Annotated in this window: 23 protein-coding genes and 4 pseudogenes; 17 read left to right on the top strand and 10 right to left on the bottom strand. The window is 69.8% G+C overall.

Features of this window, described 5'->3' with window-relative positions; translation table 11 throughout:
- Positions 1-291: 291 nt before the first annotated feature.
- Both CG747_RS45145 and CG747_RS45140 read left to right on the top strand, forming a co-directional pair.
- The gene (locus tag CG747_RS45145; RefSeq protein ID WP_100607694.1) at positions 292-777 is read left to right on the top strand and encodes a GNAT family N-acetyltransferase; all 486 of its coding nucleotides are present in this window, start codon (positions 292-294) and stop codon (positions 775-777) included.
- 339 nt (positions 778-1,116) lie between these two features.
- A complete protein-coding gene (locus CG747_RS45140) occupies positions 1,117-2,115 on the top strand; it encodes a trypsin-like serine protease (RefSeq protein ID WP_100607693.1) in 999 nt (332 codons plus the stop codon).
- Between the two features lie 612 nt (positions 2,116-2,727).
- Here the strand turns inward: CG747_RS45140 and CG747_RS45135 are convergent.
- Positions 2,728-3,105 (bottom strand): helix-turn-helix domain-containing protein, encoded by a 378-nt coding sequence (locus CG747_RS45135; protein WP_100607692.1) that lies wholly within the window; start codon positions 3,103-3,105, stop codon positions 2,728-2,730.
- A 283-nt stretch (positions 3,106-3,388) separates the two neighbouring features.
- On the opposite strand from CG747_RS45135, the gene CG747_RS45130 reads away from it, so the two are divergent.
- Positions 3,389-4,294: an NADP-dependent oxidoreductase gene (locus CG747_RS45130; protein ID WP_100607691.1), complete on the top strand. Its 906-nt coding sequence runs from the start codon at positions 3,389-3,391 to the stop codon at positions 4,292-4,294.
- 323 nt (positions 4,295-4,617) lie between these two features.
- Here CG747_RS45130 and CG747_RS45125 read toward each other — a convergent pair whose 3' ends face one another.
- A complete protein-coding gene (locus CG747_RS45125) occupies positions 4,618-5,619 on the bottom strand; it encodes an L-histidine N(alpha)-methyltransferase (RefSeq protein ID WP_100607695.1) in 1,002 nt (333 codons plus the stop codon).
- A gap of 748 nt (positions 5,620-6,367) precedes the next feature.
- Positions 6,368-7,069 (bottom strand): VOC family protein, encoded by a 702-nt coding sequence (locus CG747_RS45115; protein WP_100607690.1) that lies wholly within the window; start codon positions 7,067-7,069, stop codon positions 6,368-6,370.
- An 80-nt stretch (positions 7,070-7,149) separates the two neighbouring features.
- On the opposite strand from CG747_RS45115, the gene CG747_RS45110 reads away from it, so the two are divergent.
- Positions 7,150-7,410: a hypothetical protein gene (locus CG747_RS45110; protein ID WP_100607689.1), complete on the top strand. Its 261-nt coding sequence runs from the start codon at positions 7,150-7,152 to the stop codon at positions 7,408-7,410.
- 88 nt (positions 7,411-7,498) lie between these two features.
- On the opposite strand, the gene CG747_RS45105 is transcribed toward CG747_RS45110, so the two are convergent.
- Both CG747_RS45105 and CG747_RS45100 read right to left on the bottom strand, forming a co-directional pair.
- Positions 7,499-8,188 (bottom strand): alpha/beta hydrolase, encoded by a 690-nt coding sequence (locus tag CG747_RS45105; protein WP_146022292.1) that lies wholly within the window; start codon positions 8,186-8,188, stop codon positions 7,499-7,501.
- Positions 8,189-8,498: 310 nt separating this feature from the next.
- A pseudogene (locus tag CG747_RS45100) lies at positions 8,499-8,873 on the bottom strand (TetR family transcriptional regulator); the annotation flags it as partial.
- Here CG747_RS45100 and CG747_RS45095 point away from each other — a divergent pair.
- Both CG747_RS45095 and CG747_RS50540 read left to right on the top strand, forming a co-directional pair.
- Positions 8,826-9,587, top strand: a complete 762-nt coding sequence (locus CG747_RS45095; RefSeq protein ID WP_257981198.1) for an oxidoreductase — start codon at positions 8,826-8,828, stop codon at positions 9,585-9,587. The pseudogene CG747_RS45100 and the gene CG747_RS45095 sit on opposite strands and share 48 nt — an antisense overlap.
- Positions 9,588-10,022: 435 nt before the next feature.
- Positions 10,023-10,196 (top strand): annotated as a pseudogene (locus CG747_RS50540) (IS110 family transposase); the annotation flags it as partial.
- Positions 10,197-10,299: 103 nt separating this feature from the next.
- Here the strand turns inward: CG747_RS50540 and CG747_RS45080 are convergent.
- Positions 10,300-10,776, bottom strand: coding sequence for a hypothetical protein (locus CG747_RS45080; RefSeq protein ID WP_146022291.1), 477 nt, complete (start codon positions 10,774-10,776; stop codon positions 10,300-10,302).
- A 22-nt stretch (positions 10,777-10,798) separates the two neighbouring features.
- On the opposite strand from CG747_RS45080, the gene CG747_RS45075 reads away from it, so the two are divergent.
- Complete coding sequence (locus tag CG747_RS45075) at positions 10,799-11,158, top strand: hypothetical protein (RefSeq protein ID WP_100607686.1); 360 nt, start codon at positions 10,799-10,801, stop codon at positions 11,156-11,158.
- A 513-nt stretch (positions 11,159-11,671) separates the two neighbouring features.
- Complete coding sequence (locus CG747_RS45070; RefSeq protein WP_100607685.1) at positions 11,672-12,310, top strand: DUF4232 domain-containing protein; 639 nt, start codon at positions 11,672-11,674, stop codon at positions 12,308-12,310.
- A 44-nt stretch (positions 12,311-12,354) separates the two neighbouring features.
- Here CG747_RS45070 and CG747_RS45065 read toward each other — a convergent pair.
- Positions 12,355-12,435: pseudogene (locus CG747_RS45065) on the bottom strand (IS5/IS1182 family transposase); the annotation flags it as partial.
- 353 nt (positions 12,436-12,788) lie between these two features.
- On the opposite strand from CG747_RS45065, the gene CG747_RS45060 reads away from it, so the two are divergent.
- The 6 genes and pseudogenes from CG747_RS45060 to CG747_RS45035 all read left to right on the top strand — a co-directional run.
- The gene (locus CG747_RS45060) at positions 12,789-13,805 is read left to right on the top strand and encodes a DNA-directed RNA polymerase subunit alpha (protein WP_100607684.1); all 1,017 of its coding nucleotides are present in this window, start codon (positions 12,789-12,791) and stop codon (positions 13,803-13,805) included.
- A gap of 225 nt (positions 13,806-14,030) precedes the next feature.
- Entirely contained in the window at positions 14,031-15,707 is a 1,677-nt protein-coding gene (locus tag CG747_RS45055; protein WP_100607683.1) for a type I polyketide synthase, read from the top strand.
- Positions 15,708-15,753: 46 nt separating this feature from the next.
- Positions 15,754-18,087, top strand: coding sequence for a type I polyketide synthase (locus CG747_RS45050; protein ID WP_180986016.1), 2,334 nt, complete (start codon positions 15,754-15,756; stop codon positions 18,085-18,087).
- Positions 17,997-19,544 carry a thioesterase domain-containing protein gene (locus CG747_RS45045; RefSeq protein WP_100607681.1) on the top strand — a complete coding sequence of 516 codons (1,548 nt, stop codon included), beginning with the start codon at positions 17,997-17,999 and terminating at the stop codon, positions 19,542-19,544. Before CG747_RS45050 ends, CG747_RS45045 begins: the two co-directional genes overlap by 91 nt.
- The gene (locus tag CG747_RS45040; protein WP_100607680.1) at positions 19,541-20,764 is read left to right on the top strand and encodes a cytochrome P450; all 1,224 of its coding nucleotides are present in this window, start codon (positions 19,541-19,543) and stop codon (positions 20,762-20,764) included. The genes CG747_RS45045 and CG747_RS45040 overlap by 4 nt, the downstream gene beginning before the upstream one ends.
- 270 nt (positions 20,765-21,034) lie before the next feature.
- Positions 21,035-21,175: pseudogene (locus CG747_RS45035) on the top strand (IS5/IS1182 family transposase); the annotation flags it as partial.
- A gap of 35 nt (positions 21,176-21,210) precedes the next feature.
- Here CG747_RS45035 and CG747_RS45030 read toward each other — a convergent pair.
- Both CG747_RS45030 and CG747_RS45025 read right to left on the bottom strand, forming a co-directional pair.
- Positions 21,211-22,050, bottom strand: coding sequence for an NAD(P)H-binding protein (locus CG747_RS45030; protein ID WP_180986015.1), 840 nt, complete (start codon positions 22,048-22,050; stop codon positions 21,211-21,213).
- 330 nt (positions 22,051-22,380) lie between these two features.
- The gene (locus tag CG747_RS45025; protein ID WP_257981197.1) at positions 22,381-22,827 is read right to left on the bottom strand and encodes a GNAT family N-acetyltransferase; all 447 of its coding nucleotides are present in this window, start codon (positions 22,825-22,827) and stop codon (positions 22,381-22,383) included.
- Between the two features lie 504 nt (positions 22,828-23,331).
- On the opposite strand from CG747_RS45025, the gene CG747_RS45020 reads away from it, so the two are divergent.
- A complete protein-coding gene (locus tag CG747_RS45020) occupies positions 23,332-24,087 on the top strand; it encodes an SDR family NAD(P)-dependent oxidoreductase (RefSeq protein WP_100607677.1) in 756 nt (251 codons plus the stop codon).
- Positions 24,088-24,191: 104 nt separating this feature from the next.
- Positions 24,192-25,064 (top strand): ABC transporter substrate-binding protein, encoded by an 873-nt coding sequence (locus tag CG747_RS45015; protein WP_100607676.1) that lies wholly within the window; start codon positions 24,192-24,194, stop codon positions 25,062-25,064.
- Positions 25,065-25,288: 224 nt separating this feature from the next.
- On the opposite strand, the gene CG747_RS45010 is transcribed toward CG747_RS45015, so the two are convergent.
- Positions 25,289-25,693: a nuclear transport factor 2 family protein gene (locus CG747_RS45010; protein ID WP_100607675.1), complete on the bottom strand. Its 405-nt coding sequence runs from the start codon at positions 25,691-25,693 to the stop codon at positions 25,289-25,291.
- 286 nt (positions 25,694-25,979) lie between these two features.
- Between CG747_RS45010 and CG747_RS45005 the strand changes: the two genes are divergently transcribed.
- Positions 25,980-26,229, top strand: a 250-nt coding sequence (locus CG747_RS45005; protein ID WP_146022289.1) for a hypothetical protein, incomplete at its 3' end; no start/stop codon positions are given.

Raw genomic sequence — 26,229 nt, 5'->3', positions numbered from 1 at the left:
ACACAAGTTGAGCCAGAACCCCTTCTTCGTCGACATTTGCGGTCGGGGTGATCATCAACTGCCGTCGGAACCCGTGCACAAGTGCTGTCACCGGTGCCGTGACCGGGAACGTTCACCGGGGTGGGGTTGTGGTGGATGGTGTCGCGGGCTGGTTGGTCGACCGCTTCGAAATCGCTCGACACCTTCGGATTAGTCGGCGAGCATCCGCAGGTGACAGATGAAGCCGATCATCGGAGGCCGCTCACGCGAGGCCCGAAATGCGTCCGTTTTGTCGAGTTGTCCGGCAGGGCGATGTCCGCCTTGCTGGATGGAGACCTGTCCAGAGCCAGCACGGTGACTGGGGTTTCGCTGACCGAGTACTTCGTGACCGACGGAGCACGGTGGCTGTGGCAGTTCCGGCTCGACCAGATGGCCGCCGATCCCGACCAGGCACGGTGGATGGTGCGGCAAGCAGTCGTCGGCGACAAGGGTCTCGTCGTCGGACATGCCGGGTTCCACGGACCGCCCGATGAGGTCGGCAGGGTCGAAATCGGCTACTCCGTCGCTCCCGACTTCCGTCGCCAGGGATACGCCCGATCCGCGCTGATCGAGTTGCTCCGCCGGGCAGCAGCCGAACCCGCAGTCACAACCGTGCGGGCGGCGATCAGCCCCGACAACGTCGCATTCCTGGCCACGATCTCGGGCTTCGGCTTCGTCGAGGTCGGAGAGCAGTGGGATGAAGAGGACGGTCGCGAACTCGTCTTTGAGGTCTCTGCCTGCCGGGTTCCACCCGCTTGAGGGGAAGGTGCGCGGCAGAACGCTGAGCTGTGACTGTGGCGTCCGGCGCGATGGTCAGGCTGCGGCAGCCAGTACGCGCCCGCCCCAGCGGATGCGGGCGTGTTTGCGGCGTTGAGCGGTCAGGACGTCGGGGGCGGGCATTCGCGTTGCGCCACCGCAGGTAGCGGTGCAGGGTTCGGGGTCCTTCGCCGGGCGAGCCACCCTCCGGGCGTCGGGTTTTCCCCAGTACAGAGGGGGGCTGGCCCCACCGTCAACCGGCCCGCTGCCTGGATGGTCCGGCAGGCTTCGGCCGACGACGCTGAAGGCATACGGATCCACCAAGCAAAAAGGGAACTCTCTGTGTTCAGCTTCAAGCCGCTGCGTCGCCGTACCGCCGCCCGCACCGCTGCCGTCGGTGCTCTCGCCGCTGCGGCCTGCGTCACCGTCATGGCCGGCAGCGCAGGAGCCATCGTCAACGGGTCGGACTCCACCGAGAAGTACCCGTTCATGGCGACCATCCCGGAGTCGGCCCCGGAGCAGGGTCTGATCGACGGGAACTGTGGGGCGTCGCTGATCGATCGGCAGTGGGTGCTGACGGCAGCCCACTGCCTGAAGGTCGAGGGGCTCAAGCTGGACGGCATCGTGCGGGTCGGCAGCGACCACCGCAAGTCCGGCGGCACCGTCCGGAAGATCGACCGGACCTTCGTCCACCCCGGCTATGTCAACGGCGACAACAAGGCCGCCAACAAGAACGACATCGCGCTGATACGCCTGGACCGCCCGGTCGCCCAGCAACCCATCAAGATCGCCGAGCAGGCGGGGCGGCCCGGCACGCCGACCCGGCTCCTGGGCTTCGGCACCACCGTCGACACCGCGTTCAAGTTCCCGGACCGGTTGCAGGAGCTGAACACCCGCAGGGGCGCCGAGTCCGAGTGCGCGCCCGGGTACGCGGACCGGACCCGGCTGTGCACGATCACCACCGTGCCCAAGGCCATGGCGTGCTTCGGGGACTCCGGCGGACCCCAGGTCCAAAAGGGCCGCAACGGCCGCTGGGAGCTGATCGGCGTCACCTCGGGACCCGGCGCCCCGAAAGTACCCTGCTCCCAGGGCCCCGGCCTCTACACCAGCGCACCCGCCTACGCGGGCTGGATCAACAAGACCATGAAGACCAACAGCGCTCCGTCGGCTGGGATGAAGACCAACAGCGCTCCGTCGACCGCGGCCAAGGGCTCCGACCTCGCCGAGACCGGCACGAACGACAACACCGCGGCGATCGCCGCGGTGGCCGCCACACTGATCGCCGCCGGCGGCGGCACCGCCCTCGTCGTCCGCCGCCGCAAGACCCGCCACACCGCCTGAGCACACCCACCACAACCCAAGACCGCGGCCCCACACCAAAGGGGCCGCCGTCCTACGCCGCGCCCTGAACGCCCCCCCGAAGAGCACATCGCGCCCAATCCAGCTCAAGGCCGGCACTCGACTTCACAAGCCTTCAGAGGCCGTCCTCGGGCTGGAGTGGGCTGACTGCACAACGACGGCGCCCGCCCCGGGAATGTGACCCGGGGCGGGCGCCGTTCCTGTAGCCGGCTTGTCCGCAGGGCCCGGACCACACGAGCTGGTGGGACCGGACCCAGCTGTTCACGGTGAGCCCGCGACGACGTCCTCCAACGACGCAGTCGAGCCGGTGCGGGTACGCGTCGCGCTGCCCGCCGACCCGGCGCCGGGGCACCGGGAGCAGGAGGTCGTCGCGCAGCTGTGGAGGCGGCGGCAGACCGAGGCGGGCCGGCGCACGGTCAGGGACACGAGGCGGTCGGCGTCGTTCAGCACACTGGGCTGGCTTCACCGAGACCTCCGACATCTTCACTGCGGGCGTCGGCTACGGCTGGGCCGCGGACACCGCTGTCGGCGATTCCCCGAGTCCACACAGAGGTCCGGCTCGTCCGGTGCGGCACGTGTCCACGCAGGTTCGAGTCAGCCGATGGAGGAGACGCCGCCCTCGCGGGCGTCGAGCAGCTCATCCCAGTGCTCGGCCGCCCATCGGCACGCGGCGGCCAGCGGCTCCAGCATGCTGCGGCCCAGCGGTGTCAGCGCGTACTCCACCCGCAGTTTCGGGTCGGCATGCACCGTGCGTGACACGAATCCGCTCCGCTCCAATCCGCGGAGCGACTGGGTGAGCGCCTTCGGGGTGACGCGGCCCAGTGGTACGCGGAGTTCGGAGAATCTGCGCGGGCTGCCCTCCAGACAGCGCAGGACCATGGGTGCCCATTTGTCACCGAAGCGGAAAGGCACCAGCGAGGACGGGCACAGCTCGTCGAAGAAGTCGGTTGGCAGTGGTGGCCGTTGCGTCATCGAGGGTCTCCCGTCGCCGGTCTTGGTATCCAGCTGGTAACCGACCTTCTGGATACCTTCCAGAGCATCGACTCAACGGGAGGTATTCCGACGATGGGCAGGACCGTGGTTGTCGGGGCGGGGGCCGCCCGACTGCTCGGCAACCTCACTGATCCGCACCCGTCCTCCTCCGGCCGGAAGACAGCCGGCTTGCCGATTCTGCACCTCACGTCAACGTCGGATTTAGAGCAACAGGCGTCGAATGAACACCACCATTTCGACCTTAAAGACAAGACAGGACATTATGCGTGCAGCCCGCTTCCATGAATACGGCGGAACGGAGAGCCTGGTGATCGAGCAGGCCCCCGACCCCCACCCCGGACTTGGTGAGATACGTATCCGCGTCGCGGCCGCCAGCGTCAATCCCATCGACTGGAAGCTGCGCGCCGGCGCCCTGCACCAGCTGATTCCCCTGGAACTACCCGCCATCCCCGGACGCGACGCCGCCGGCATCGTCGACGAAATCGGCGACGGAGTACAGGGGGTGAGCATCGGCGACCGCGTCTTCGGGCTGGGCGGTGTCACCGACGCAACCGCAGAACTGGTCACCCTCTCAGCCTGGGCCCACGCCCCCGAAACGTGGAACGACGAGCAGGCCGCGGGCGCCGGCCTCGCATCCGCGACCGCGATGCGCGGCCTGAACGCGCTCGGCCCCCTCGCGGGGCGCACCCTTCTCATCGAGGGCGCCGCCGGAGGCGTGGGCGGCGCGGCAGTCGAGATCGCAGTGGCACAAGGCGCCACCGTGATCGGGACGGCCAGAGAACGCAACCACGAGTTCCTCACCTCGCTCGGCGCCGTTCCCACCACCTACGGCCCCGGCCTCGCGCAGCGCCTCTCCGCTCTCGCCCCGCACGGCATCGACATCGCGCTCGACACCGCGGCCTCCGGATCCCTGGACGACCTCGTCGCGATCACGGGCGACCCGACGCACGTCGCGACGGTCGCCGACCACGCAGGCGGGCAGCGCCTGGGCACGCATGTGGTCAACGCGGAGAACGACTCCGCCCTCCTTTCCGCGGCCGCGGAACTGGGCCGGCAAGGCCGCTACACACCCCGCATCGAACAGACCCACCCCTTGGAGCGGATCGCCGACGCCCACGCGCACGCCGAACGCGGACGCACACGCGGAAAGATCGTGATCCGCATCTGAAGCGGGGGCACGGCGCAGATACTGCCACCTGAGCGATCGTTTCCAAGGCTACGGCCACCGACGCAGTGCACCCAGCGCCGGACCGTTTGCGGGAGACCCGGGCGCCAGGTGTCGTCGGGGGAGAGGACGGGGCCGGCAAGTGCTCCGTCCCCTCCCGACACGTTGCGCGCCATCCCGCTCTCGGCGTCGCTGACGGTGGTGGGGCGCTCACGTTGGTTGGTGCTGGACCGGATTCTCGCCGAATCCAGCCGATGCCTGGCCCCACTGAGAGGATCTCGTCCGGATCGAGTTCGTTCCTCAAGTTCGGGAACAGAAAGGGACGTTCAGGGTGCCGGAGTCGCTGCGACGAGGACTACCTGGCTGTCCTGGCCGTGTTCGAGCACGCGCACCTGAAGCCCGCAGTCGGTCAGCTGGTCGGCCACCGCCGCACTGTCCTGGTAGAGGTAGCGCCAGACAACCACGGTGTCCTCCGGCTCGAACGACACCGTTCGGCTGCCCCCTTCGGCGTCGAAGGTCACGGTGACCGGCTCCAGGAACCGTGCGCGGACGAAGATCTCGCTGCGCATCCGGTCGAACCCGGTTTCGGTGACGTACCAGGAGCGGTCGATGGCGAGCAGGTCCAGTCCCGCCAACTGCTGCGGCTTGTGTGGGCCGCCGACGCTGACCTGCTTCATGAACGCGGGCCTGTCGGAGCCGACGTCGATGCGCAACGTCAGCAGCAGCACGTCGTGGTCACTCATGGCGCTGCGCACCTGGCGTAAAACCTGGTTCGGTTCGGCGAAGTTGTACAGCGTCCCGCCGGCCAGGATGACGAAGCGGAACGGATCGGCACCGGAGTGCCCGGAGGTGCGCTCGGGTGCCAGGACCCGCTTGAGATCCGGCCCGGTGAAGTCGCCGTGCCACAGCTCGAAGTTCTCCGCGTGGTCCGGGAATTCGGATTGCAGGTTCTCCCTGGCCAGTTCGAGGATCTCGGCGCTGATGTCGACGGCGCGATAGCCGGCCAGGCGGTTGCCCTCCAGCAGGTGGCGGATCAGACCGCGTACCGGACGCGTGGTGCCCGGCCCGAGATCGACGATCTGTATGGGGGACGATGGCGGGGCAAGGGCGAGGAGCTGCTCGGCGTGCCGGGTGAGGAGGCTGTTGATGTCACGCAGCATCGGCACGAGGCCGGGGTTGGACGGTACTTCGCCCGCCCGCCACATTTCGCTTCCCTCGCCGAGGTAGGTCAGTTGGTAGGGGAACTCGGCGCGGAGGCTGAGCGAATCGGCGACTGCATCCACCTGGGCAGCCGAGTAGAGGCGATAGAAGTCTTCGCGCGGGGTCACCACATGCCGTTGTATACCCATGGCGGAGAGTAGATCGTCAGCCGTACCTGTCCGTCCAGCATGTGCTATGGCCTTTGGCTGAGTTCAGCCGACTGTTGGCTGCTCCTTCGAGTCCGACGACGGTGCCGGCGGCCGCGGCGACGACACCCCGCTCCGGACTTCGGCCAACTAGCCAACTCCTCGTCGGCCGCTGCTTCCCTCCATGGCCGGCCCCGTGGCACCCCCTGAACGGCCCCTGCGCAAGGCCGAACGTGACGCGCCAGCCCCCATCCTCGCCGTCGCAAAGGGCCTATGCCTCGACTTTCAGGCCGTCATCGCCGGCCTCACCCTCCCTGGAGCTCAGGCGTCGTGGAAGGGCACGCCAACCGCGTCAAGACCATCAAACGCGCCATATACGGCAGGGCTTCGTTCTGTCTCCTCCGCACCCGAATCCTGCTTCGATCGTGAACCGAGGATTCACGGAAGCGCGGCCAGAACCATTTTCAAAGAGCGCCGACAAGCACCGACATCCGGGCACGTGGCAGGTGAACGGCACCTCAATCGCCGTGCTCGCGTGCGTGGACGACGGCGGCCTTCACGCCGCGCCGCGAGTGCTCGTGCTCCGTGTTGGGGACCTGTAGGTCGATGAACGCGCGATCTCGTTGGCGCTGTCCGCTGTCCGCTGTCCGCTGTCCGTCCGATACGAGGCGACCGTGCTGGTCGCAGTCCTCAACGAGTGGCTGTGACCAGCACGTGCGAAGCAGCAGCCTCAGACCCTCAGCTCATCAAGGCGTTCGAGGTCGTCATGGACCGACTCCCGCTCCTGGTCAGTGAGGTGGATTGCGGCGGCTCGGGCGAGCGCGGACCTCGCGGTCTCTTCGTCACCGAGGCGCCCGGCGACGTCCGCACGCAGCACGAGGAGGCGAAGCAGCTGCACGGGCGTGGGCCGCTCGTCCTCGGTGCGCAGCACCCGGTCGATGATCTTCGCGGCGCTCTCGGGGTCCTCCTTCGAGTCCGCGAGCAGGGACGCGTGATGAAGGGCTCGGGAAAAGGGTTCCTTGGGTGCGGGCCGGTGGTGCTGGTCTTGGCTTGTCTGCTGCCCGATCCGGAGGCAGTTGCCGCCCGGATCGGTCACAAGGAACTGCCGCATGCCATGCGAGGTGTCCTTCAGCGGCCCGATTCGCGGCAGCCCGCGGGTCGGGATTATCCCGTACGCCGCCTTGAGCCTGGCCCGGAAGACGTCGTGCAGCCCATCGACATCATCGGTACGGACGTAGCACGTGCTGTATGACTCGGCCGGCTCGTACTGCTTCAACGCGAAGAAGTGGAGCTGAATGCCGCCGCGCTCCACGACCGCGTACGGGTTGGGGCTCTTCTGCTGGAAAGCCACCTCGAACCCGAGGGCGGTGTAAAAGTCGAGAATGGGCTGGATGGTCCGGCACGGCAGGATCGGAATGGTCGCCTCTCTCATGCCGAGCAGTCTAGTCAAATTTGAATACCAGTGTTCGCAACAGTACCGTGCGCCGTAGGGAATTTGATCGGGAGGATTCCGTGAACGGAAAGCTCGCGAGGACCACACTCGCCGCGGTCGCGGCGACCCTGCTGGCCGGGGTGGCGCTGGCCGCCCCGGCGTCGGCCGCCACTGCCGCGCCAGGCCGGGGAGCGGTGACGGCGGACTCGGCCACCTACTACGTCTACGCCACCGGGGTCAGCGGAGCCCCCAGTAGCGGAGTGCGTCCAGAGCACAGAGGCAAGGACGTCCAGGGGTGGGCAAAGGTCGGTCCGGCGCGTCAGGGACGACGGGGGGCGTGACCACCTGATCGCCGGTGTACCAGGCCAGCTGCCCGTCCGGAGGCAGAGAGGGTAGCGATGTGCGTTCCTGTCATTCGGACGCCGCGCGTCACATAGTTGGCAGCGGGGTGCGCAAGTCGCCATCGCGAGCTCGCTCCAGGGCCTGGGCGAGTGGCAGGGGGGCGGCCGTGACGCCCAGCGCGTCGTGGACGAAATCGGCCGTTGTGGTCCAGACGTCGGCAGAGCGACGCAGCAGGTAGTGTCCCTCCCCGGGGACCTCCAGACGGGCCAGGTCGGGTACGGCCAACCGGGCGCGCTCGGCGTAGGCGAGGGAGTGGCGGGCGCCGGCGCTGCTGTGGTCACGTTCCCCGTGAATAATCAACACCTTGCGTCCGGCGAGGTGTTCGGTTTCCTCCTCCTCGGGCAGCCACGGCGCCACGCCGACCACAGTGGTGATGTGCGGATGGCCGGCTATCCGGAACCCGGCACGACCGCCCAGGGAGTTGCCCACCACCGCGACAGGCACCTCTCCGTGCCGCTCCTCAATCTGTCCCAGTGCCCAGCGAGCGTCGACGGCGGAGTCCTCACGTCCGCCGTTCCAGCCACGGCAGCGGTAGCGCAGCAGGTAGACGGCAGGGCCGTCACCTTCCCGGGACAGCAACGGGAAGAGGGCGCGCAGTTCGGTCTCGACGAAGCGCCAGTATCGACCGCGGCTGCGGATGAAGCCACCCGGCAGGACCAGCACCGCACCGGCCTTCGCATCGCCGCCGCAGTCCACCAACTCTGGCGTCCGCCGCATGTTCCGTCTCCCGAATGTCGAGCAGTTCATGTGGCCGAGCGTAGAGGCGGGTTCGGCACCGACACAGACGTGACGCATACATGCCGGTCAGTGGCATTCCCTGCATGTGCGCGGGCGGGCTACAGACGCCGACCTGCTGGAGTTCTTGCGCCAGGCCGAATTGGATCCTGAGCAGTTTCGGCCAAACGATCCAGTGATCGAGTGGCTCGGTGGCGGCCCGGGCGTCTGGAGTCCCTCCCACACCTGAAGCTGCCCGGGACCTGGGTCAGCGGACCTTGGCAGGCCGAGGTGGCGGTTGGCGTGTATCCGCTCACTCCACGGCGTCCAACGCCGGGGCAATCGTGGCGAAGGCCCGATCGGTCAGTTCGGCCGGGTCCTTGGCGCCGTCGCTGCCGCTCCACCATTGCAGCACGGCGTCGAAGGCGGTCAGCGCCATTCCGGCGGCCAGCCGGGGGTACAGATCGGTGTCGGGGTCAAGGCCCAGGCGCTGCGCCAGCTCTGCTGCCAGGTCGTCGCGCCACTGGTCCTGGCGCTCCAGGAAGCGTGCGCGCAGGGCGGGGGTGCGAAGAATCAGCTGAACCACGCGTAGTGCCCTGTCGGAATGGTCGGCGCAGGCGGCCATGGGGACCCACACGGTGTGCTGCAGGGCCGCAGAAGGCCGTTCCTCGCTGGGGCGGGCCGCCAGCGCTACCTGGTCGACCTCGACTCGGTCCGGGCGTTCGCCGATCAGTTGCGCGCCGATCATCCGCGGCTGGACGTGCTCGTCAACAACGCCGGCGTGATGGCGCCGCCCCGCTCGCTGAGCGCCCAGGGCCACGAGCTGCAGTTCGCGTCCAATCACCTCGGCCACTTCGCGCTCACCGGTCTACTGCTCGACCTGCTGACCGACGGGAACGACCCCCGCGTCGTCACTGTGAGTTCAACCAACCACCGGCAGGGGCGCCTGCACTTCGACGACCTTTCCAGAGAGCGCAAGTACTCGCCCATGGGGTTCTACAACCAGTCGAAGTTCGCCAACGCCGTCTTCGGGCAGGAACTCCACCGGAGGCTGACCGAGGCCGGCAACCCGGTGCGCAGCGTGCTCGCCCACCCCGGCTACACCTCCACCAACCTCCAGACAAGCACGCCGGTCGCCGTGGTGAAGATGGTCTTCGGCCCCCTCCTCGCCCCGCTCGCCCAGCCTCCGCAGCAGGGTGCACTCTCTCAGCTGTACGCGGCCACCGCCCCGGAGGTGAAGGGCGGTGAGTTCATCGGGCCGGACGGCTTCGCCGAGTTGCGCGGCGCCCCGACACAGGTACAGCTGTCCACTGCGGCAGCCGATCCCCACACCGGCCGCCGCCTCTGGGAACTGTCGGAAAACCTCACTGGCGTGCGGTTCCGGCTTCCGGCCGTGCTCTGACCAACTGAGGATGTAGAGCTGAGCCGTCAGAAGCGAAGCGGTCGGTCGGTGGTGGACCGGAGAGGACGACTCCGGCGCCGGCTCTGACCGGCTGGACGCCGTCTTCCAGTGGCACGAGGGCATCGCGCGCCCCGAGCACTGGCCGCACGGCGTCTATCCGACGTGGGACCAGTACGACGGCTGGCGCCTCATCGAGGCCGGGGGAGGCCGGAACATCGACGAGCTGTCGCCGGACTCGCGGGTCTACTGCGATCCACGGCAGGTCGCCCCAGCACCTGTCCGTCCTGGACGTCACTGGATCGGGTAGCCCCGCAGCCGCGCCTCGTCCCGGCATTGCAACTGCGGGGGTGGGGCGTTCGCATCTCGGTGCCACCAGACCAGTGCGCTGCCCCTCGGCACCGCAGTGCGGGGCGTCCCTCACGCGGAGGTGTCACGGCAGCATCGGGGGGCGTGGCTGTCAGCGGCAATCTCCACTGCCCGCTCGTCCAACACCGCAGGCTCCAGCGGGCCGTTGTCGCCCTCGCCCGCCGACGCGTCAACGTCATGTGGGCCCTGATTCGTGACCGGTGGTGCCACGTCGTGGCGCCACCGGTCACGACGGACGCTTGACAACAGCATGAGGAGGCCAGGGCGCAGCGGCCCTCATGGCGGCGGAGAGGTCGCCACGCGTGTCACGCCGTATGGGTCCGGGCGTGCCGACGGCCGCAACGGCTCATGCTCCAATGATCATTCGGTCGAAGTAGAGGGTGACCGTTTCCTCGCCGCCGCCCTCCGCCACGCGAATAACCCGGGCGCCCTCCATGACCCACTGCCTCTGGAGAACTCCGTTCCAGTTGCGCCCGTCGATGTGGACCCGCTTGGCGGGGCCAGTGCCACCGTTGCGGAGGCACTCGTCGATCCACCCGTTGAAGAGGTGGCTGGTGAACTCCTTGCGTTTCATCGTTATCTCGTGGTCGGTCAAACCTATGACGCTCGCGATGTCCTCTGCGTAGGCGTCGTCGATGAAGACACCCAAGGACGCTATGTCCTCCGCCATTGACGCGGTTGTCGGCGTGTGCGCTGAGGAGGTGGGAGCCGCGGAAGCTGCGGGGGTGCCGAGCGTGCCGATCGCCAGGACACCGACGGTGACAAGGGCGGCGGTGGTACTGGCCGAGCGCATCGCACGCCGACGGTGGGTGTTCTTGAACATGTACTTGTCTCCCCTTTGTCGGATGACCATCGCCACGGGGACGGTCATGGACCCGCGCGCCCGCACTCACAGGCAGGACCGCAGCGTGCTCCAGGGCGCGGCCTTGACGATTCAGAGCCTGCGGATCCGTCCCGCAGGCCAGGAACGCAGGAGAAATTGGGATGCTGGAACGGAGGAACGCCTCTTGAACTGCGGAAACTTGTACGCCCTGGAACGCGTGACTGGAATGCGCGGACTACAGGTCCTTGGTCTGAACGTGCTGTTGACCCGGTCTCGCCGAATGGGCCCGCTTCGGCCACGGTCGGCCATCGTGGTCCTGGGCGGCGAACACGGCGGCAAGGCCCTCCTCACAGAACCCATGCAGGGGCAGACGCCGCTCTGACCGACCATCGCCCGCTCAGCCGTATCACGCCATGGCCGGCTGCGCCCTTGGACCCGTGGGACCACCCGCAGCCTCACCCAGCGCCGGCGCGCGGCCCGGACCACGACGACCAAGGCCAAGGCCCGCGCAGAAGCGGCTGCCGCTCGTCGCCGACCAACAGCCCCCGCAGCCCCGGCCGCGCAGCGCCTTCGGCGGCTCGGGCGACCGCGCGGACCCGAACGGGTTGTGCTGTCCGTCCGCATGATGGTGGAGACCGACGCCCGGTTCACCTCGCCTGCGAACAGGCCGGGCAAACGCCGCAGTACCTCGTCGAGGACGCCCTTGCGAGGCACCGTCGTGGCTGGCACGGCTGTACCAGGGTGACGGGACGGCAGGACGGTTTTCGACGGGCCTGGAGATGGCCGGACGACAGCGCAGGGCTGGAATACTGGCCGCTGTCCGGGGCGAGAGGGTCGGCGACGGACACCGAACTGCGCCGGGCACCACGTCCGCAGCTACCGAGGAGCACACCACATGCACCGCAAATCCGTCCGCAGGACCGTTACCGCCACCGCCGTCGGACTGGCCGCCACCGTCGCGCTCACAGCATGCCAGGCGAGCGGCTCCTCGGACTCGAACGGCAAGGGCGGTTCCTCCTCGACCGCGGCACCGTCCTCGGACTCGTCCAGCGGGTCGTCGGCCAACTCCTCCAGCGGGTCCGGATCGTCGTCCGGGAATGGCTCGCACACCTCCTCGACGTCCTCGAAGGCGTCGACGTGCCGCACCTCGAATCTGCGCATCACGGCGACGAACCAGGGCGAGGCCCGCCAGGGTCTGGGCTCGATCCTCATCACGTTCACGAACACCGGCAGCAGCTGCCGGATGTACGGGTTCCCGGGCGTCGACCTGAAGACCAACTACGGCACACAGTCGGTGGACCGCAACAAGCAGGAAGTGGGGACGCCGTTCACCCTCAAGGCGGGGAAGAGGGCCACCGCCAACGTCGTCTACCCGATCAACAACACCGGCGGCTCGGGCGTCCAGGGCACCGCCCTCGTGGTCACCCCTCCGAATGAGACGCACCACGTCACCGTCCCGGTCGGCGTCAGCCTGCCGGTGAGCGACACAGACAAGGGGCACCTGGAAGTCACCCCGGTCTTCGAAGAGCACTGACAGACCGCAGCAAGACCGTCCGCGGCGCCGCTGCCAGGGGCGGGTGAGGTGAGGCGGCGGTGGCAGACGAGGGTTGCGGCCATGCCGACGAAGGCGAGGAAGTGCTCGGGCTTGCGTTCGTAGCGGAACCAGCGGACGGCTGACCCGCGGGCAGGTGCTGTGCCCGACGCTGGAGCCCTCCGGCGAGGAGAACCGCTGAGAGCCTTGGCCGTGCGACCTGAACCGCGGACACGACACGCCGCACCGCAACGTGGAGATGCGGGACCCTGGGGCGGCGACGCGGTGGTGCTCTGCGAGGCCTGGGGCGGGGGAGCGCCCGGTGATCCGCTCGGCTCTTGCTCCCTGCCCGCAGGCCACCCGCCGCGTGCGGCGGATACGGTCGGTGGCCGGCATCGCCCCTACCCTTGGCCCTAACGCCACCGGACCGCCGTCCGGTGGCCGGCACCGCACAGAGGTGCCGAAGACTGGAGGCAATTTCGTGCTGATTGCTCAGCGTCCCTCGTTGACCGAAGAGATCGTGGAGGACTGTCGTTCCCGGTTCGTGATCGAGCCGTTGGAGCCGGGCTTCGGTTACACCCTCGGCAACTCCCTGCGCCGGACCCTGCTCTCCTCGATCCCGGGTGCGGCGGTCACGTCCATCCGTATCGACGGTGTGCTGCACGAGTTCACCACCGTGCCCGGCGTCAAGGAAGACGTCACCGACCTGATCCTCAACATCAAGCAGCTGGTCGTCTCCTCGGAGCACGACGAGCCGGTCGTGATGTACCTGCGCAAGCAGGGTCCGGGTCTGGTCACCGCCGCCGACATCGCGCCGCCGGCCGGTGTCGAGGTGCACAACCCCGACCTGGTCCTGGCCACGGTCAACGGCAAGGGCAAGCTGGAGATGGAGCTGACCGTCGAGCGCGGTCGCGGCTACGTCTCCGCCGTGCAGAACAAGCAGGTCGGCCAGGAGATCGGCCGGATCCCGGTCGACTCCATCTACAGCCCCGTGCTGAAGGTCACCTACAAGGTCGAGGCGACCCGTGTCGAGCAGCGCACCGACTTCGACAAGCTGATCGTCGACGTCGAGACCAAGCAGGCGATGCGTCCGCGTGACGCCATGGCCTCGGCCGGCAAGACCCTGGTGGAGCTGTTCGGTCTCGCCCGCGAGCTGAACATCGACGCCGAGGGCATCGACATGGGCCCGTCCCCGACGGACGCCGCGCTCGCCGCCGACCTGGCGGTGCCCGTCGAGGAGTTGGAGCTCACGGTCCGCTCCTACAACTGCCTCAAGCGTGAGGGCATCCACTCCGTGGGTGAGCTCGTGGCGCGCTCCGAGGCCGACCTCCTCGACGTCCGCAACTTCGGTGCGAAGTCGATCGACGAGGTCAAGGCGAAGCTGGCCGGCATGGGCCTCACTCTCAGGGACAGCCCGCCCGGATTCGACCCGACCACTGCCGCCGGCGCCTTCGACACAGGCGACGACACCGGCTTCGCCCAACCCGAGCAGTACTAAACCGCCGCACTCCCTGGTCCCGGCGACGGACCGCCCTTGGCCGGCCGCCTTCCACCGCAGCTGGCAGGCGCCGAGCAGGACGCCGCCGGGGCGGCGCTGTTGCCGACGTCGGACTGCTGGCGGTGCCGGCGCCGTCGGTCGGGGCGCCGGCCGGCTGGCCGGGTCGTTGGCGCCGGCGCTCGCCCCGTTGAGGGTGCGCTGGTGTGAGGCGGCCGCGGGGCCCTGGTGCGCACCGTGCACGGCGCTGCCGACGGCGCGTCGTTTTGCTGGGACTGCGCGGTGCGCGGTGCGTTGGCGGACCTGCTGCGCCGGAACGTCGCGGCAACCGCGGCCGCCAGGCGGCACGTGGTCTTCGTCGTCGACCTGGAGGAGGTCCGCCAACGCACCGCGTCCACCTTCCACGGTCGGCTGTTGGCCCGTGCGGTCCTCGACCTTGCTGTGGAAGACGCGGCGGCGCTGCGCGCGGGCGAGCTGCTGGTGCCCCGGCTGCACCGCGACGACGGTCCGGCGGAGAGCGACGACGGCTCGGCCGCCCGCACACCCGATCCCGACGGTACCGTGCTGATCACCGGTGGACTCGGGTCGCTGGGCCGCACGCTGGCCCGGCATCTGGCAAGCCGGGGCGCCCGCAGGCTGCTGCTCCTCTCCCGCCGTGGCGCGGAGAGCCCCGGCGCCGCGGAACTGGTCGCCGAACTCGGCGAGCTCGGCGCGCACGTCGAGCTGGCGCGCGGCGACGTCGCCCGGCGGGACGACGTGGCCCGGGTGCTGGCCGAGGTGCCCGCGGCACATCCGCTCACCGCCGTGGTCCATGCGGCCGGTGTGCTGGACGACGGCATGGTGGAGTCGCTGACCGATGGGCAAGTGGAGAACGTGCTGGCGCCGAAGGTCGACGGAGCCTGGCACCTGCACGAGTTGACCCGGGAGCTCGATCTCGTCGGGTTCACGTGTTTCTCCTCCGCCGCCGGCGTGTTCGGCACCGCGGGCCAGGGGGCTTACGCCGCGGCGAACGCCTTCCTGGACGCACTCATGAACCAGCGGGCCGCCGCCGGGCTCCCGGCCCGCTCGCTGGGCTGGGGCCTGTGGGCGCCGGACAGCGGGGCCGGCACGACCGACGGGATGGGCGGCGGGCTGGGCGCCGCGGACCGGGCCCGCATGGACCGCACCGGGATCCGCGCGCTGACCGTCGAGCAGGGCCTGGCCCTCTGGGACACCGCGACCAGCTCGGACAGGGTCCACCTGGTGCCCATCGGGCTGGATCTGGTCACCGTGGCCGGTCTGGGAGAGGAGGGCATTCCGCCGTTGCTGCGCGATCTGGTCCGCCCGGCCCGCCGCCGGCGCTCCGCGCGGTCCGCCGCGCCCGCCGAGTCCCCGGCGGACCTGGCCCGCAGGCTGGGCAGACTGAGCCCCGCCGAACGGGACCGGCAGCTCCTCAACCTGGTGCTCGGGCAAATCGCGGCCGTGCTCGGCTACCCGTCCGCGGACGGGGTGCCCGCGGACGGTCCGTTCGGAGACCTCGGATTCGACTCACTGAGTTCGGTCGAGCTGCGCAACCGGCTCAACACCGCCACGGGTCTGAACCTGCCCGCCAGCTTGGTGTTCGACCACCCCACTCCGGCCGTCCTCGCCGCGCACCTCGGTACGGAGGTCGCGCCGGATGCCGCCGGCGCGGAGGAACCGGCGGACGGCCCTGCCGAGCGCGGCCCGGATCAGCTCTCCGGACTCGCGCAGGCGGTCGAGGAGGCGCTGGCCGGCGAGAACGCGCAGCGCGACGCGCTGCGCGGTCAACTGCGGGCGGCGCTGCGCGCGCTGGACGGTGAGCCGGGGCTCGGGGTGGACGAGCTGAGCTCGGCCTCCGTGGACCAGCTCTACGCCTTCGTGGACCGGGAGCTCGGCGATGCGTGAACCAGCAGCCGGGGCCGCCCGGCCGACCGGAGAGGAATCGAAAGCTGTGGGCGAGGATCCGAAGCTCGTCAAGTACTTCCAGCGGGTCACCGCGGAACTCCAGCGCACCCGGGAGCGGTTGCGGGAGCTGGAGAACCCCGCCGACGACCCGGTGGCCGTGGTCGGCATGGGCTGCCGGTTCGGCGGTGGGGTCGGCTCGCCGGAGGAGCTGTGGGAACTGCTCGCCGCCGAGCGGGACGTGATCACCGGGTTCCCGGCCGACCGCGGCTGGACCGAAGAGCAGATCTACCACCCGGAACCGGGCACGCCGGGCCGCTCCTACGTCCGGCACGGTGCCTTCCTCGACGACGCGGCCGACTTCGATTCCGAGTTCTTCGGCATTTCGCCGCGCGAGGCGCTCAGCATGGACCCGCAGCAGCGGATCGCGCTGGAGGTCACCTGGCAGGCGCTGGAGTCCGCCGGTATCGATCCGGCCGGGCTGCGCGGCAGCCGCACCGGCGTGTTCCTCGGACTGTCCAACGCGGACTACGCCACGGCGGTCCGCGAGATGCCCGAGGACATGCTGGGCCAGCTCTCCATCGGCAACGCGGGCAGCGTGACCTCCGGTCGGCTGGCCTACGTGTTCGGCCTGCAGGGGCCCGTGCTCACGGTGGACACCGCCTGTTCCTCGTCCCTGGTCGGGATCCACCTGGCCGTGCAGTCGCTGCGCGCGGGCGAGTGCACCCTGGCGCTCGCGGGCGGGGTGACCGTCCTGTCCAGCCCGCTGCTGTTCATCGACTACGCCCGGCAACGCGCCTTGGCGCCGGACGGGCGGTGCAAGCCCTTCTCCATGGCCGCCGACGGCACCGCGTGGGGCGAGGGCGCCGGGATGCTGGTGCTGGAGAAGCTTTCCGACGCACGTCGCAACCACCACCCGGTGCTCGCGCTGCTGCGCGGATCGGCGATCAACTCCGATGGCACCTCCTCCGGGCTGACCGCCCCGAACGGAACCGCGCAGCAGCAGGTGATCGCCGACGCGCTCGCTTCGGCCGGCCTGTCGCCCGCGGACGTGGACGCGGTGGAGGCGCACGGCACGGGTACCGCGCTCGGCGACCCGATCGAGGCGCAGGCGCTGTTGGCCGGGTACGGCCGCCACCGCGGCGACCGGCCGCCGCTGCTGATCGGCGCGGTGAAGTCGAACCTCGCCCACACCCAGGCCGCAGCCGGAGTCGCCGGCGTGGTGAAGATGGTGCTGGCCATGCGGCACAGCACGCTGCCCAAGACCCTGAACATCGGCACGGCGACCCCCCCCCGGGTCGACTGGGCGCAGGGCGGGATCGAACTGCTCACCAGCGCAGTCCCGTGGCCGCGCGACGGGCGCCCCCGACGGGCGGGGGTGTCCGCGTTCGGAGTCGGCGGTACCAATGCGCACGTGATCCTGGAGGACCCGGAGCCCGACCCGGACACCGAGCCCGGCGACCGGGCCGTCCCGCCACTGCTGGCCTGGACCCTGTCGGGCAGGACCGAACAGGCGCTGTCCGCGCAGGCGGCCGCGCTGCACGAGTACCTCGACCGGGCGCGCCCGGATCTGCTGGACCTGTCGTGGTCGCTGGCCACCACCCGGGCGCACCTGCCGCACCGCGCGGTGGTGTTCGGCTCCCGCCCGGCCGACCTCGCCGCGGGCCTGACCGCGCTGAGCACGGGCCGGAACGACACCAAGAGCGCCACGGCGGTGGTCTCCGGCACCGCCGTGCGGAACGGCACCACCGCGTTCGTGTACCCACACGAGTGCACCCCGGCCGTGGTGCGCGCGTTGGCCACGCAGTACGCCCAGGCCGAGCCGTTCGCCGAGCACCTCTCCGCATGTGCGGCCACGCTGGCCGAGCTGGTCGGCTGGTCTCTGACGGACGTGCTTCGCGGCGACCCGGACGTGCCACCACTGGACCGCCCGGACGTGTTGGCCCCGGCCGCGCTGGCCGTGCTGACCGGCGTGACACGAACGTGGTGCGCGTCCGGGGTGCGCCCGGCGGCGTTGGCGGGACACGGATCCGGCCGGCTGGCCGCGTCCTGGGCGGTCGGGTGGCTGTCCCTGTCCTCGGCGCTGCGGATCGCGGCCGGGTGTCCCGCGGGCGTTGAACCCGACGTCGTGGATGTCCCGCCCCCCCCGCGCCCGGTGTGCCGGTGCTGTGCGGGGACACCGGCCGTTGGCTGCGGGACCGTCCGGCCGAGGACGACTACCGCACGGTGCCGGCTGCCGAATCCGGCCTGGCTGCCCGCGAGTTGCGGGCCGACGGTCATCGACTGCTGGTCGTGTTCGGTGGGGACACCGCGGGCACGGCCGCCGCGCTGTCCGACGGTGCCGCCGTGCTGGCCGTGCCGGAGGAGACGGAGAGCGCGGTGACCGGTTCAGCGGCGATCGTGCGCGCACTGGGCCGCGCGCACGTGATGGGCGCGGCGGTGGACTGGCGTGTCGTCCTGGCCGGCGCCGGTGCACGGCGTATCCCGTTGCCCGGCTACGCCTTCCAGCGCAGCCGGTACTGGATCGAGCGCGAGTGGTCCATGCCGCTGCTGATCTCCGACGACCCCGGGACGCGCGAGCCCGATCGGCGCTCGCCCGCGGCTCTGCTGTGGGCACTGCCCGAGCAGGAGCGCAACGGCCACGTCGAGACGCTGGTTCGTGAGTGCCTGAACCGGGCGCTGGGCAACGGACCGGATGACCAGGTCGACGCCGAGGACACGTTCCGCGATCTCGGGATGGACTCGATGAGCGCGGAGGATCTGCGCTATCAACTCACCACCGGTGCCGGTGTGGAGATCGAACTCGCCGACGTGCTGAACTATCCCACGGTGGTCGATCTCACCGAGCGTGTGCTGGAAAAGCTCGCCGCCCGCGCCGAGGAGGGCACGCTCGACGAGATCGCGGGGACCGCCCGGTCCGGGGACGAGGTCCCGGAATCCGGCACCGGGCCGGTGGACCCGGCGCCCGAGAACGCCGACGAAAGCGACGGCAGCCTGGCCTCGTTCTACATCCGGGCGATCCGCACCGGCCGGATCAACGTCGCCCTCCGCCTGGCCCGCGCGGCCTCCGAGACCCGCGACACGTTCGACCAGGACGATCCGCGCGATCTCGCCGAACTGCGCCAGGTGGGGTCGGGCGCGGGTGGCCCCACGATCGTCGGCCTCACCCCGCCGATCTTCCCCAACCTGGACCTGCCCTACTCCTACCTGCACACCGGGCTGGACCCCGCGTCCGACGTGTGGTCGCTGTGGTCGCCCGGATTCGCGGGTGAGGCTCCGCTGCCCGCCGACCGTGCCGCCCTGATGCGGATGCTGGCGAAACCGCTGCGCCGTGAGCTGGCCGGCACCCCGTTGATCATCGCGGGCTACTCCTCGGGCGGCTGGCTGGCGCACGACCTGGCCGCGCACCTGGAGCAGACCGGCGTCCCCGTCACCGCGCTGATGCTGCTGGACTCGTACCTGCCGGAGGAGGAGATGGACCAGACCGAGACCCGCACCGAGTTCATGCGCGAGCAGATCCGACGACGTGACCTCATGGGCATGTCGCTCGACCATCCGGACCGGACAGTGACCACCAGCGGCCAGATCGCGGCGATGGGCGGCTACAGCAGGATCTTCAGCGGATGGCGGCCCGGCCCGCTGGAGGCGCCGATCCTGCACCTGCTCGCCAGCGAGGTCGTCGCGGGTGTGCCCACCAGCTCGGAGGACCACCCGTTCCCGGCCGAACTGGCGCACCGCGTGCGCAGGCTGCCCGGCGATCACTTCACCATCCTGTCCCAGCACGCCGACCTGATCTCAGCGAACCTGCACGACTGGCTGACGGAGGTGCAGCCCGCATGACGAACGTTCCCGATCTTCCCGACGCCGCAGAGGCACTGGAGCACTTCCCCTTCGACGACGGCCGCGGCATCGAGGTCAACGAGCGGTTCCGGGAGCTGCGGCAGCGCAAGGGGCTGCTCCGGGTGCGGCTCGCCTACGGTGAACCCACCTGGCTGGTCACCCGCTACGCGGACGTCCGGCTCGTGCTGGGCGATGCGCGGTTCAGCCGCGCGATGTCGGTCGGCCGGGACTTCCCGCGCCAGGAAGAGGCGACGGACGTGTCCGGGCTGATGACCCTGGATGGCCCCGAACACACCCGGCTGCGCAAGCTGTTGTTCAAAGCCCTCAGCAGATCCCGTATGGAAGCGCAGCGCCCGACGGTGCACGCGGTGGCGGACGATGTGCTGTCGTCGGCGATGAACGCCGGGCCGGGCATGGACATCGTGGTGGACTACGCGCATCGGATAGGCGCGCTGACCTTCTGCGACCTGCTCGGCGTGCCGGCCTCGGACCGGGAGGCGGTCGAGTCGACCTGCGCGGCGCTGCTCCCCAACAGCGGCGTCGGCCCCGAGGACAGGATGCGGCGCTTCGGTGCCCTGCGCACCTGCACCGAGCAGCTCCTCGCCGAGCGTCGGGCCCGCCCCCGCGACGACCTGATGTCGGCGATGATCCAGGCCCGGGACGAGGAGGACCGGCTCACCGACACCGAGCTGATCGACCTGGTCTTCACCCTGCTGCTGACCGGGTTCGAGACGATCATCACCCAGATTCCGAACTGCGTCTACGTTCTCACGCGGGGCGACCGTGTGCTCTGGAACCGGCTGCGTGCGAATCCGGCCGAGCTGCCGGCGGCGGTCGAGGAGCTGCTGCGCAACAACGCCTCCGCCGGTGCCGGCATGTTCGTCCGCTATGCGCGGGAGGATGTCAACGTCGGCGGCACGCTGGTGCGCGCGGGCGAAGCCCTCACCGTCGTCAACGAGTCGGCCAACCACGACCCGGCCCGATTCGAGGACCCCGACGCGATCGACTTCACCCGGCCACCCGGTGGACACCTCAGCTTCGGTCATGGCGCGCACCACTGCGCCGGCGCCCAGCTCGGGCGCATCGACCTCCAGGAGGGACTGCGGGTGCTGCTCACCAGGACCCCGGAGCTGACCGTCCGCGACATCACGTGGAGGGAACGGCCGCACATCCGGGGGGCGGTGGCGATGCGCGCGACCTGGCAGGGCGGCCCGGAATGACCGCCACCGGCACGGGGGCCTGCCGGCTTCCGGTGCCGGTGGCAGGTCGGCTGGATCCGGCGCGGCTGAGACTTTGACGCTCGGAGGGGGCTTGTTGTAGGTGTCGGTAGGGCGTACAGACTCGGCGTGTGTTTGTACTGGTCAGGACCTGTTTGTGTGGGTCGGCGGGTGGGGTTGCCGACGGCGGGGGCGGTGGTGGGTTTCGGCAAAGCGGTCGTGATGGCTTCGAGTGATGCCTTGGTGATGCGCTCGGTGCCGTCGCAGATGGCAGTGATGGTGCACCTCGATGCCGGCTACGACTCGGCCACGTCACGCGCCCTGCTCGACGAACGGGGGCTGCATGGTCGGATCGCCCGCAAGGGGACCAAGGCGCCAGTCCAGGCCACCCGGCGGTGGCACACACGCCCCACCGCCGGCCATGACCGACCACCTAGCTGAGCGACCTCTTAGCGGAACGCGTCGGCGTGGTCCGCCACCCAGGCGCGGAAAGGACGGGGCGGGTATCCCGTGATGTGTTCGAGGTCCGGAGATGGAAGCTCGGGCTCGATGACCTGCAAGGCCATGGTGGCGAGCACGGCGTCGGCCAGCTCACGCGGCCATGTGCGGAGCATCATCCGCCGGGCCTCCTCCAGCGGGGTCTCCTCGTAGCGCACCGGGCGGCCGATCACCGCGCCGATCGTCTCCGCTCGCTGTTCGTGCGTCAGCGGCTCAGAGCCCGTCAGGAAGTACGAGGCCCCGTCATGGCCTTCGTCCAGGAGCGTACGGACGACGGCCTCGGCGACGTCGCGGTCGTCGATCAGTGGCCGGGCAGCTTTGGCATACGGGCCGCGTACGACGCCTTCGGAGCGAATCGCCTCGGCCCAGCGCAGCGTCATATGAGCTGGCATGCACGGGCGCAGGATTGTCCAGGGCACCCCCGAGCCGCGCACCCGGTCCTCCAGTGCGCGGTGGAAGTCCGCATGGGGGGCGTTGTGGGTGGTGGCGGGGGCGCCCTCACGCAGGCCGTGCGACGAGCTGAGCACAATCCGCCCGGAGTGTTCGGCCAGGGCCTCCACGACGGCCGGCACGTTCTGGGGAGCGGTGAAGCGACCGGCCGCACGGTCGTAGGGCCAGGGCAGGAATGCGGCCCGCACGCCGCCGAGCTCGTTCAGGCGGGCTGCCAGCCCGTCCGGGTCGGTCACCTCGCCGGTGACCGGCTCGACGGAGTCGGGAAGGGAGCTGAGGATGTGCTGTGCCAGCTCGCTTCCAAGGGCGTCCGGGAACAGCAGTACGTGGCGCTGAGTCATGATCAGAACCCTAGGATCTGAACCTTGGTTGAGGTCAACGCCGGGATGCCAGAGTGACATCCGGGACCCGGGTGCGTCTGAGATCTGCGAATCCGCGAGCACTGTCGGCGGTCCTACCCGACTGAACACGGGTTTCGTTCAGGAGCGGCCAGGTGGGCGGGATCTGCGGCCTTCTGCGTCCGGGCGGATCTCATAGCGGTTCGGTCAGCCATGACGGCAGCACAGGCACAGGTCCCCCCGGTGATCACAGAGCGCTGCAACTCCATGATCACAGAATCCGGGCCCGTCCCATCTGCTGGCCGGCCCCACCCGCCCCTGTCTGCGCGACTTCTAAGCGGCTGGTACTCGGCGGGCAGGAACCTCGAAGACGAGTTCGAGACCATCCTCTTCATCCCACTGCTCTCCGACCTCGACGAAGCCGAAGCCCGAGATCGTGCCCAGGGATGCGACGTTGTCGGGGCTGATCGCCGCCCGCACGGTTGTGACTGCGGGTTCGGCTGCTGCCGGGCGGAGCAACTCGATCAGCGCGGATCGGGCGTATCCCTGGCGACGGAAGTCGGGAGCGACGGAGTAGCCGATCTCGACCCTGCCGACCTCATCGGGCGGTCCGTGGAACCCGGCATGTCCGACGACGAGACCCTTGTCGCCGACGACCGCTTGCCGCACCATCCACCGTGCCTGGCCGGGATCGGCGGCCATCTGGTCGAGCCGGAACTGCCACAGCCACCGTGCTCCGTCGGTCACGAAGTACTCGGTCAGCGAAACCCGGGCGCGCACTCGCGCTGCTCGCCGCACACACGAAGTACGCCCGCACCCTGTTGGACGCAAGCCGTCCCGAGCGTGGCCTGGCCGCGGACGCGGGAGTGCCTTCTTCTTCCGGGCGCCGCCTTTGACTGTCGCAGCACGCTCCACGCGCAATTCGACGGATGGGCCGCTCGCTCCGACTCACTGGTTGTGGCCCAGTCGCGTCGCACCGCGTTTGCCGGATACGAGCCCTTGCTCGTCCTTCAACACCAGTCTGCTCGCCCCCGGCGACGCGCGCCGCTGACCTCTCGGTCACCGGTGTGCCCTACCGTGGAACCACACCACGGCCAGACGCGTACCGCCGTCCGCCGCCGCCCCGAGCGCCCACGCCGCGAGGGGCGACCTGCGGCAGATCTGCTGCGGGCGACCGTCGACACCGTGCTACGGGGCGATCCGCTCAGCCGACCCCGGCACCGACGGCGCAGGACTCCGGGCGGTCATTGCGACGGCCCGCGATGATGATCAGGAGGTGGGCTCGTGACCGGGGCAGACGGCCGGGTGGCATTGGTGACAGGGGCCAGCAGCGGAATCGGTGCGGCCACCGCGGGGCTCCTTGCCGCGCGAGGGATGCGCGTGGTGGTCAACTACCTGCGCAACACCAAGGCGGCCGACGAGGTCGTGGCGGACATCGAGGCCGCAGGCGGGCAGGCCATGGCCGTGCAGGCCGACGTGCGCGAGGCAGCGGCCGTCGAGAGCATGATCGAACAGGTCCAGGCGGCGTGGGGCGGCATCGACGTGCTCGTGCACAACGCGCTGATCCCGTATGCGGTCAAGTCGTTCCAGGACATGACGTGGGAGGAGCTGGGCGGCAAGATCGACGCCGAGATGCACGCGGCGTTCGCGGTCACCAAGGCCGTCCTGCCCGCCATGAGCGAACAGGGCTGGGGACGCATCGTCTACATCAGCACCGGCCTCAGCCGCCGACCCCGGGCGGGCATGATCGCACTGGGCGCGGCCAAGGCCGCCCTGGAGCAGTTCGCCCGTTACCTCGCCCAGGAACTGGGCCCGCAGGGCATCACGGTCAACATCGTCGCAGGCGGCCCGGTGGAGGACACCCGCATGGGATCCGCGCTCGACGAGAAGATCAAGCAGCGGCAGGTGGCCCTCACCCCTGTGGGCCGCCTGGCACGCCCGGCCGACGTCGCCCAGGCGGTCGCCTTCTACGCCGGCGAGGACAACTCCTTCATGACCGGCACCACAGCCGCGGTCAACGGCGGAATGTTGATGGACTGACAGCCCGACCGGTATCCACCGCACCGTCACCTCAGCACCGTACGCCGCGCCGTCCCGCGCCCGTGCAGGACGGCGCGGCGATGACAGGATCGAGGAACAGCTTCATGTACAGGATCGATCTTGCCTACGTCGGGCGGGGCCTGCACGAGGAACTGGCCGCCTACATCGCCGACCAGCAGGACTACTACGCCGACGAGGGCGTCCACGTCGCCCTGCGCGACGGCTGCACCTGGGACATCGAACGGCTGCGCCGCTGCGCCACCATCGGACTGGGCCGGGCACTGCTCTCCCGCCTGACCGACGGCATCCCGTGGGTCGCCCTCAACGTCAACACCCACCACCCGCTGTTCTGGTTCCTCGCCCGCCCCGGCCTGACCTCCCTGACCGACCTGGCCGGCCAACGACTCGCGGTACACGCCCCCCACAGCCCACCCGGGTGCTTCGCCCGGATCGTACTGCGCAAGGCCGGCCTCGACCCCGACCGCGACGTCGACACCGTCGTCCGCTCTCCCGGCGACTACAGCATGGACCTGCGCCGACTGCGCGAGGGCAAGATCGACGCCGCCTACGTCGGCAGCACCATGGCGCCCGAGGCAGTCGCCGCCGAGCAGGGCTGGCAGGTGCCGGCCTGGGTCGGCGACCACTTCCAGATCCCCACCGTGGGCGTGGCCGTCGACCCCACCTACATCGACCCGGACGACCCCGCGGTCCGGGCCGTCGTACGAGCCCACCGGCGCGCCCTGCAGGTGATCCACAACGACCCCGACACCACCGTGCGGCACATGCGGACGTTCCTGGGCGGACAGACCGAGGACGAAGTCCGAGCCCACTACGAGACGTTCATCGCGCCGTACTTCACCACCGACGGCCAAGCCGACCTCGCGGTCGGCGACAGCGCGATCATCGAGGTCGCCGCCGAACTCGATGTCCCCACCACCGTCACGGCAGCCGAGTTCTACCGCACCGCCACAGCCTAGAAGCCCGGCGACGCCGCGCTGCCAAAGCGCGGGCAGTACCTCAAGACCACCCACGCAGAGACCCCGCGGCCGCTCGTCGGCCAGGAGCTGGAGGCGGCTGTGCGGCCCCGAGTCGACACTCGGGCCGCGCCACACCCACCCGACAGAAACACTCGTTTGCAAAAGCCCGGAGCCCGCGTCAGCAAGCTGTCACAGCCTCATGAACGATCGAAGCCAGCCCTGGGTCAGGCCCTGCCGATCTCCCTGCCCGGCATCGGCTCAGCGAGTGCTGTCCGCCATTCAGGCGCACCGAAGGCGTCCGCGAAGTACTGCGTCTCGTGCACCACATGCCCGTGGGCAAATTCCATAATGCTCACTGAGTAGGTGGGCACCCCGTCGTAGGTGATGACACACTCGCTCACCCACAGATCCCCGCCGCCAACGATCCGGTGGATGGTGAAGTGCCGACTGGCAGGGTGCCCGCCACGTTGCGCCGAAATCGTCGCGCGGCCCCGGAATCGTTCACCTGACTGGGGGTAGTCCAGGATCGCGTCCGCAGCGTAGATGGCGTGCTCGGCTTCGGTATCCCCACGTTCCGACGCCCGCCAGTGTTCCTCGACTGCGGCCCTGGTCCGGATGTCAGCATCCATCGCACTGTCCCCTCTGTAGGCGGCCGGAGCGATCCGGGGGACCGGGGAACGCTTCGAGGCTCCCCAGGACGCCGGGCCGTTGAACGTAATGAGCAACGGTGACAGCGTAGATCGCCGAGGCAGCCACTCAGCTTTGGTGAGGCCGAGCGAGAACTGGCCCAGCGGACTCTGGAGGAACGGGAAGCCGACGTTGCCGGCCCTGGCGGCCGCATCTGGCCCAGCAGGGCCATTGCACTGCTGGTACGGAACGGCTGGTTACTCCGGCGGTAAGAAGGTTGCACCCGCCATGGCCTCCTACGACGGCAAACTCCACGCCGTCTACCCCTCCGCCGAGGGCACCGACAATCTGCGGCACACCACCTGGACCAAGGACGGCGGCTGGACCGAGCCCAAGGACCTTGTCGGCCACGAATCCAAGCGCACCCCCGCCCTGCTGACCTTCAAGGACGGCCCTGCCGGCTCCCAGCGCGAGGCCCTGCTGCTCGTCCACCGCGGTGTGGCTTTGTACGTGAGAACGGGTTCTGGCTCAACTTGTG

It is taken from the genome of Streptomyces sp. CB02959, assembly GCF_002803155.1.
Classification (GTDB): Bacteria; Actinomycetota; Actinomycetes; order Streptomycetales; family Streptomycetaceae; genus Streptomyces.
The sequence above is the reverse complement of the archived record's forward strand: the minus strand, read 5'-3'. Positions and strand labels throughout refer to the sequence as shown.

Coding starts and splice junctions, on each gene's coding strand:
- CG747_RS45010 (WP_100607675.1), bottom strand. CDS start 25,693: ATGGATGCTGACATCCGGACCAGGGCCGCAGTCGAGGAACACTGGCGG.
- CG747_RS45130 (WP_100607691.1), top strand. CDS start 3,389: ATGCGTGCAGCCCGCTTCCATGAATACGGCGGAACGGAGAGCCTGGTG.
- CG747_RS45105 (WP_146022292.1), bottom strand. CDS start 8,188: ATGCGGCGGACGCCAGAGTTGGTGGACTGCGGCGGCGATGCGAAGGCC.
- CG747_RS45145 (WP_100607694.1), top strand. CDS start 292: ATGTCCGCCTTGCTGGATGGAGACCTGTCCAGAGCCAGCACGGTGACT.
- CG747_RS45135 (WP_100607692.1), bottom strand. CDS start 3,105: ATGACGCAACGGCCACCACTGCCAACCGACTTCTTCGACGAGCTGTGC.
- CG747_RS45070 (WP_100607685.1), top strand. CDS start 11,672: ATGCACCGCAAATCCGTCCGCAGGACCGTTACCGCCACCGCCGTCGGA.
- CG747_RS45080 (WP_146022291.1), bottom strand. CDS start 10,776: ATGTTCAAGAACACCCACCGTCGGCGTGCGATGCGCTCGGCCAGTACC.
- CG747_RS45040 (WP_100607680.1), top strand. CDS start 19,541: ATGACGAACGTTCCCGATCTTCCCGACGCCGCAGAGGCACTGGAGCAC.
- CG747_RS45015 (WP_100607676.1), top strand. CDS start 24,192: ATGTACAGGATCGATCTTGCCTACGTCGGGCGGGGCCTGCACGAGGAA.
- CG747_RS45030 (WP_180986015.1), bottom strand. CDS start 22,050: ATGACTCAGCGCCACGTACTGCTGTTCCCGGACGCCCTTGGAAGCGAG.
- CG747_RS45115 (WP_100607690.1), bottom strand. CDS start 7,069: ATGAGAGAGGCGACCATTCCGATCCTGCCGTGCCGGACCATCCAGCCC.
- CG747_RS45075 (WP_100607686.1), top strand. CDS start 10,799: ATGACCATCGCCACGGGGACGGTCATGGACCCGCGCGCCCGCACTCAC.